Annotated in this window: 10 protein-coding genes and 3 tRNA genes; all 13 read right to left on the bottom strand. The window is 36.2% G+C overall.

Annotation, left to right across the window (positions count from 1 at the left end; genetic code table 11):
- Positions 1–33 precede the first annotated feature (33 nt).
- Positions 34–768 (bottom strand): 30S ribosomal protein S3, encoded by a 735-nt coding sequence (locus A2255_05300; protein ID OGI19202.1) that lies wholly within the window; start codon positions 766–768, stop codon positions 34–36.
- A gap of 9 nt (positions 769–777) precedes the next feature.
- Complete coding sequence (locus A2255_05305) at positions 778–1,131, bottom strand: 50S ribosomal protein L22 (GenBank protein ID OGI19203.1); 354 nt, start codon at positions 1,129–1,131, stop codon at positions 778–780.
- Positions 1,132–1,133: 2 nt separating this feature from the next.
- Positions 1,134–1,415 (bottom strand): 30S ribosomal protein S19, encoded by a 282-nt coding sequence (locus tag A2255_05310; GenBank protein ID OGI19204.1) that lies wholly within the window; start codon positions 1,413–1,415, stop codon positions 1,134–1,136.
- Between the two features lie 14 nt (positions 1,416–1,429).
- The gene (locus tag A2255_05315) at positions 1,430–2,251 is read right to left on the bottom strand and encodes a 50S ribosomal protein L2 (protein OGI19205.1); all 822 of its coding nucleotides are present in this window, start codon (positions 2,249–2,251) and stop codon (positions 1,430–1,432) included.
- Positions 2,252–2,253: 2 nt separating this feature from the next.
- Positions 2,254–2,562 carry a 50S ribosomal protein L23 gene (locus A2255_05320; GenBank protein OGI19206.1) on the bottom strand — a complete coding sequence of 103 codons (309 nt, stop codon included), beginning with the start codon at positions 2,560–2,562 and terminating at the stop codon, positions 2,254–2,256.
- Entirely contained in the window at positions 2,559–3,197 is a 639-nt protein-coding gene (locus A2255_05325; protein OGI19207.1) for a 50S ribosomal protein L4, read from the bottom strand. The genes A2255_05320 and A2255_05325 overlap by 4 nt, the downstream gene beginning before the upstream one ends.
- 30 nt (positions 3,198–3,227) lie before the next feature.
- Positions 3,228–3,866, bottom strand: coding sequence for a 50S ribosomal protein L3 (locus tag A2255_05330; GenBank protein ID OGI19208.1), 639 nt, complete (start codon positions 3,864–3,866; stop codon positions 3,228–3,230).
- Between the two features lie 130 nt (positions 3,867–3,996).
- A complete protein-coding gene (locus A2255_05335) occupies positions 3,997–4,311 on the bottom strand; it encodes a 30S ribosomal protein S10 (protein ID OGI19209.1) in 315 nt (104 codons plus the stop codon).
- A gap of 43 nt (positions 4,312–4,354) precedes the next feature.
- On the bottom strand, positions 4,355–5,569 hold the full coding sequence (locus A2255_05340; protein OGI19210.1) for a translation elongation factor Tu: 1,215 nt from the start codon (positions 5,567–5,569) through the stop codon (positions 4,355–4,357).
- 66 nt (positions 5,570–5,635) lie between these two features.
- Positions 5,636–5,707: transfer RNA gene (locus A2255_05345), tRNA-Thr, on the bottom strand.
- A 130-nt stretch (positions 5,708–5,837) separates the two neighbouring features.
- A tRNA-Tyr gene (locus tag A2255_05350) sits at positions 5,838–5,920 on the bottom strand.
- Between the two features lie 5 nt (positions 5,921–5,925).
- Positions 5,926–5,997, bottom strand: a tRNA-Thr gene (locus A2255_05355).
- Positions 5,998–6,374: 377 nt separating this feature from the next.
- A complete protein-coding gene (locus tag A2255_05360; protein ID OGI19211.1) occupies positions 6,375–7,343 on the bottom strand; it encodes a peptide ABC transporter ATP-binding protein in 969 nt (322 codons plus the stop codon).
- Between the last annotated feature and the right edge of the window lie 140 nt (positions 7,344–7,483).

Raw genomic sequence — 7,483 nt, forward strand, 5'->3', positions numbered from 1 at the left:
AATTTCTCATATTAGCCTCTTTCAGGCTGATATCTAACTTTTAGGACCTCTTCCTCTTCTACGAGGACCACGTCCACCAGGTGCTGCTGCACCACCTTCTGCACCTGCAGTTTTAGCTTTGATATTTTGATCAGCAACTTCACCTGGAAGTATTTCACCTTTAAATATCCAAACTTTGACACCTATAATACCCATAACGGTATCTGCTTCAGTAAAACCATAATCTACATCAGCTCTAAGGGTTTGAAGAGGGATACGGCCTTCTTTTGACCACTCTGTTCTAGCAATTTCTGCACCACCAAGTCTACCTGATACAGAAACTTTTATTCCTAATACTCCAGAACGCATAGCTCTTTGAATAGCCTGTTTCATTGCCCTTCTAAACACAACTCTTTTTTCAAGCTGCTGCGCTATAGCTTCAGCAACTAATTGTGCATCAGCATCAATTCTTGCAACTTCAACAACATCAATTTGTACACGTTTTTTTACGCGACTGCTAAGTTCTTTTCTAAGCTCATCAATGCCTTGACCACCTCTGCCCACAATAATACCGGGCTTTGCAGCAACTATGTTAATATTGACTTGTTGAGCTTTTCTATCAATACCAATACGGCTAATACCTGATGAATATAGCTTTTTCTTAATGTATTTACGGATTTGATTATCCTCAGCAAGAAAATCAGCATACTCCTTAGTTGCAAACCAATTACTTAACCAAGGTTTTATAATACCTATTCTTAATCCTATCGGATGAACTTTTTGTCCCAAGGTAGCCTCCTATTTAGTCTTACTTTGTTCTTTATTAACACTAACTATAACTGTTAAATGAGAAGTACGTCTTATTCTTTTATAAACACGACCTTGGGCTCTTGGTCTTGCTCTTTTGTACATTGGACCATCATCTGCATAGATTTCTGATATTACCAAACCTTCAGACGACGCACCCCATTTTTCTGATGCATTTGCTATAGCAGCAGTAAGATTCTTTTCAATTACTCTTGCAGCTGCATATGGCATAAAGCGAAGAATATTCATTGCATCATCAACTTTTTTACCACGTACTTCATTTATTACCCTGCGAATCTTTCTTGCAGGCATTCCAACATATCTTTGTTTTGATTTAGCTTCCATAATTACTTCCTTTTTGCAGTTTTATCAGAGCCAGCATGACCACGGAAGAATCTTGTTGGTGAAAACTCACCTAACTTATGTCCAATCATCTGTTCTGTTACATAGACTGGAACGTGAGTTTTTCCATTATACACAGCAATTGTATGTCCCAACATTTCAGGAACTATCATTGAAGCTCTTGACCAGGTTTTAATTACCCTTTTGTCACCGGTCTGATTCATTTTTTCAACTTTATGTATAAGTGCTTCTTGTACAAATGGGCCTTTTTTTAGTGAACGAGCCATTAACTAAATTCTCCTTATTTGCGTTTTCTGACAATGTATTTATCAGATGGCTTATTGCGTCTTGTTTTATAACCTAATGCAGGTTTACCCCAAGGCGTTTGAGGTTTACCACCAATTGGTGACTTACCTTCGCCACCACCATGTGGGTGATCTACAGCGTTTTTAGCAACACCTCTTACTGTAGGTTTGACTCCCATCCATCGTTTACGACCAGCTTTACCAATACGTATGTTCTTTGAATCTAAATTACCAAGAACTCCAATGGTTGCGTAACCATTTTTATGAACCATTCTCATTTCTGAGCTTGGCAGTTTTATAGTTACATAATCACCTTCTTTTGCCATTACCTGCGCAGATCCGCCTGCCCCTCTGACAAGCTGTCCACCTTTTCCTGGTGTTAGTTCAATGTTATGAACCAATGAACCAAGAGGTATATTGCTTAATGGTAAGGCATTTCCTGTTTTGATTTCACTATCAGGTCCACTTCGGATAGTATCACCAACCTTTAAGTCATTTGGTGTTAAAATATATCTTTTTTCTCCATCAGCATACACCACTAAGGAAATTCTGCTATTTCTGTTTGGATCATATTCAACAGTTTTAACTATGGCAGGTATGCCGCGTTTATCTCTTTTAAAATCAATTATACGGTAAGCACGTTTATGTCCACATCCTTTATGATGACAGGTTATTCTACCTGTATTATTTCTTCCGGCACGCCTGTTTACACTTACAATCAAAGATTTCTCAGGCTTATCTGTTGTAATTTCTGAAAAATCACTTGTTGTCATGTATCTACGGCCGGCAGAAGTTGGATTTAACTTACGGATACCCATGTTTATGCTCCTATTAATTCACTTAAAGGCTCGCCTTCAATAGTAACTATAGCCTTCTTACTTGATTGAGTTCTGCCAAATTTACTACCCATTCTTTTTTGATGGCTTGGCATGTATATTGTGCGAACTTTCTTTACTTTTCTATCAGGGAAGCATAGTTCTACAGCTTTCTTGATTTCAATTTTTGTGGAATTTTTTAATACCTCAAATGTATATTGACTGTCAACTGTAGCACTGTGAGACTTCTCTGTAATAAGAGGTCTTCTGATTATTTCATATAATCTTTCTTTTTCAGTGTCTATTGTTTTCATTTTTTGAGTAACCTCTCTGTTATATCACTAATAGCTGATTCAGTGATTATAATGTTATCAGCTTCAAGGATATCTTTTACATTGATATTTGATGGTAAAATCACTTTAACATTAGGGATATTTCTTGCAGATAGTCCCAAATGCTGATTTTCTGCATTACTAAGTTCAGCTATAATAAGCACTTTGCCACTTATTTCTAATGATTCAAGAACTTTTAAAAGTTCTTTAGTTTTTGGTTGAGCAATTGCAGTAAAATCTTTAACGATTTTAATATTTTCTGTTCTTGCTGAAAGAGCTGATCTTAAAGCCAATCTACGTGCTTTTGTAGGCATAGAGATTGAATAATCTCTTGGTTTTGGTCCAAATATTACACCACCACCTGCAAATAATGGGCTTCTTAAACTACCTGCACGAGCTCTACCAGTTCCTTTTTGCTTCCAAGGCTTTTTACCACCGCCTCTAACTTCAGCACGGGTTTTAGTAGAAGCTGTGCCAGCTCTAGCATTTGTAAGTTGTCTTCTTAACGCAAGGTGCATTACATGTATATTAGGTTCAATACCAAAAACCTTTTCATCTAAGTCTATTTGGCCTAATTGTGCACCATTACTACTATGTAAAATTGTTTGTTTCGGCATAATTATATTCCTCAGAAATCAGTATGGAACCTATCCATTCCATTTAGTAATCGATGGTTTGATTGTAACTAACTTGCCTTCAGGACCTGGGACGGATCCTTTAATGAGAATAATATTTTTCTCATTATCAACTTTAACAACAGTTAACTTTCTAACTGTTACTGTTTTATTACCCATATTACCGGCCATTTTTAGGCCTTTAAAAACTCGGGATGGGGTTGTACCAGCACCAATAGAACCAGGTAATCTATGGTTCTTTGAACCATGACTCATTGGCCCTCTACAAAAATTGTGCCTTTTAATTGTACCCTGGAAACCTTTTCCAATAGAAATACCAGTAACATCTACTTTCTCTCCTTCTTTAATAATGGAGATTTCAACGTTCTGGCCTACATTGTATTCACTTACATCCTTCAGTCTGAATTCTTGCAGACGTCTGAATGCAGGTAAACTATTTTTTTCTAGATGCATTAATTCTGGTCTTGTAAGATGTTTTTTCTTTCCAGGTTTTACACCAACCTGAATAGCATTATAACCATCTTTTTCAACAGTTTTTACTTGTGTAATAGTTAAAGAATCAACTTTTACTACTGTTACAGGAATGACTAAACCTTCGTCATTAAAAACTTGGGTCATCCCTAGTTTTTCACCAATTACTCCTAGAGTCACGGTATTTTTCCTCTCTTTTTGTGAGCGCTACGTAGAAGAGTTTCGTAGATCACATTCATCAACTGATCAATATATTCAATTTTGCTATAGTCAGAAATGAGTGCCTTTTTATCTACTCATCTCCTCTTTATTACAATTTTACTTCTATATCAACGCCAGCTGGCAAATCTAATCTGCTTAGCTCTTCGGTTGTTTGACGTGTAGGGTCAAGAATATCAATTATTCTTTTATGTACCCGTGTTTCAAAATGTTCTCTTGATTTTTTATCAACGTGAGGTGATCTTAAAACACAGTAGATTTTACGTCTAGTAGGAAGTGGAATAGGACCAGCAACCTTAGCGTCTGTACGTTTTGCTGTTTCAACAATTTTATCTGCTGAACTATCTATTAAACGATGATCATATGCTTTTAAACAAACTCTAATTCTATGTCGCTTGGTACTCATAATCCACTTCCAACCTAGAACCTTTCTATACTTACTAACCTAATTACTCTGAAATTTTGTCAACGACGCCAGCACCTACTGTACGTCCACCTTCCCTAATAGCGAATCTCATACCTTGTTCGATCGCTACAGGAGCTATAAGTTCAACATCCATAACAACGTTGTCACCAGGCATTACCATTTCTGTGCCTTCTGGTAATTTAATTGAACCAGTAACGTCAGTTGTTCTGATGTAAAATTGTGGTCTGTAACCTGGGAAGAATGGGGTATGTCTTCCACCTTCATCTTTTGTTAATACATATACGTTTGCATTGAATTTTGTGTGAGGTTTAATACTACCTGGTTTAGCAAGTACTTGTCCTCTTTCGATTTCTTCCTTGTTAACACCTCTTAAAAGTGCACCAATGTTATCGCCAGCAAGACCTTCATCTAATTGTTTTCTGAACATTTCAACACCGGTACATACTGTTTTCTTGGTAGCATGGAAACCAACAATTTCAATTTCCTCGCCAACTTTAACTTTACCTCTCTCAACTCTACCAGTAGCAACTGTTCCTCTACCGGTAATTGAGAATACGTCTTCAACTGGCATTAAGAATGGAAGATCTGTAGCTCTTTCTGGGGTTGGAACGTAGCTATCAACTGCGTCCATAAGTTCCCAAATTTTGTCTACCCATTCATTTTCGCCACGTTGTGTTTTTGGATTTGCTGTTACAGCTTCCAAAGCTCTTAAAGCACTTCCACGAACGAATGGAATATTGTCACCATCAAATTCGTATAAGCTTAATAAGTCTCTAGCTTCTAATTCAACTAGATCTAATAATTCTGGATCATCAACCATATCTACTTTATTTAAGAACACAACTAATTTTGGTACGCCAACCTGACGAGCTAATAAGATATGCTCTCTGGTTTGTGGCATAGGACCATCAGCAGCCGAAATAACCAGGATAGCACCATCCATTTGAGCTGCACCTGTGATCATGTTTTTAACATAGTCAGCGTGACCTGGACAGTCAACGTGTGCATAGTGTCTTTCTACTGTTTCATACTCAACGTGAGCTGTTGAGATGGTGATACCTCTTGCTTTTTCTTCTGGAGCTGCATCGATTTGATCAAATGCTTTAGCTTCAGCTTGTCCTGCAGCAGCAAGAGAAAATGTAATAGCAGCTGTTAATGTTGTTTTACCGTGGTCAACGTGTCCAATAGTACCAACATTTACGTGTGGCTTTGTTCTTTCAAATTTTGCCCTAGCCATTCTAAAATCTCCTTTTGAAATAAATATTATTTACATTTACTTGCTAGTTTTTATTTTCTTGGGATTAGCCCATGACGAGATTTGAACTCGTGACCTTCCCCTTACCAAGGGGATGCGCTACCCCTGCGCCACATGGGCACTTTTTAGGAAAAACAAGACGGAAACTTTGGATTTTCGTTAGCGATATGGTAGTTTGACTCACTTTCGCTATTTTGTTTTTCCTTGGTTTACTTTTCTTAATAACTCGTAAAACAAGTTAAAAAAGATTTGGGCAGGGTTGGATTTGAACCAACGTAGGCTTGCGCCAGCGGATTTACAGTCCGCTCCCTTTAGCCACTCGGGCACCTACCCTTATTAGCCGATGATGGGATTCGAACCCGCAACCTACGGTTTACAAAACCGTTGCTCTACCGTTGAGCTACATCGGCTCATTGAGCATGCGAATTCTTATCATATTAAGCACATAACTCAGTGTCAATACTTTATAACAATGATAGAAGAATTCACTTTTACATGCTTATTAACTACAGGAAACCATGAAAATAATTTTGTATCAAGCATTTACCTTAATTTTTTTTTACAAAGTTATTTTGTTTTCCTTGCCTTGGGAGAAAAGTCTATTAAATAGTGCTATAAATTAAAAAAATATTTCTTTTTATAAAATTCTACTTAATTCTGAAGACTTTTCTGAGTTTGATAAGCAAATTTCTAGATTAAGCAGACTATTTCAGTTAATTTACAACCTACAAAATCATTGATATTATATATATAACACTAATATATATTGAGTTCAAGAAAACTAAAATTATTTTATAGCTGTTTTATGTAAGTGACAGCATACTTTATGAGAATCACCTATCAAATTAGCTTCGGGTTCTTCATTTTCACAAATATCAATTTTTGATGGACATCTTGGATGAAAGACACAACCATTTATTTTTTCATTGATATTTGGCGGTTGCCCATTTATTGGCTTTAATTTACTTGACTCTAATAAGGGAAGAGATTCCAAAAGACCTTTTGTATATGGATGCATGGGATTATTGAAAATGTTTTTAACATTAGCATACTCTATAATTCTACCAGCGTACATTACTGCAACATAATCACAGGCTTCTGCCACTACTCCAAGATCATGAGTAATAAGTAATAGTGTCGTATTGTGTTTATCTTGTATTGATTTAATTAAAGCCAAAATCTGAGCCTGCACTGTAACATCTAAAGCTGTAGTTGGTTCATCCGCAATTATTAACTCAGGATTACAACTTAAAGCCATGGCAATTATAACCCTTTGTCTCATTCCACCCGAAAATTGGTGTGGATAATCGTTAAATCTGTTTTCCGGTTCAGGAATATTTACCTGTCTTAATGCTTCTATGGCCCTGTTTTTTGATTCTTTTCCGGATACTTTATGATGTAATTCAATTACTTCTGATATTTGATCACCAATTGTATATAAAGGATTTAAAGAAGTTAACGGGTCTTGCGGGATTAAAACAATTTTATTCCCACGAACTTTTTGCATTTCTTTTTCGCTATATTTCAGAAGATTTTGTCCGTCATAGACTATCTCTCCTGATTCTACAACAGCATTTGATGGTAAAAGCCTCATTATTGAAGTCGCAGTTACAGATTTGCCACAGCCTGATTCTCCAACTACTCCAAGAGACTTACCTTTTTCAATTGATAAGCTAACCCCATGAATAGCTCTTGCAAACTCATCTTCAAGCTTGAACCCTATATTTAAATCTTTTATTTCAAGAATATTTTCCATAAATTTATAACAAATTTTCTACAATAAATATTGTACCTTATTTAAAGATTACCTCATAACTAAAATATGTTAAAATATAGATATATCAAAGAGAAAAAGGAGAAAGATATGTCATTTTTTATGCTGGGAGCAAATAAGAA

The organism is Candidatus Melainabacteria bacterium RIFOXYA2_FULL_32_9 (assembly GCA_001784615.1).
In the GTDB taxonomy this organism is placed as follows: Bacteria; Cyanobacteriota; Vampirovibrionia; order Gastranaerophilales; family UBA9579; genus UBA9579.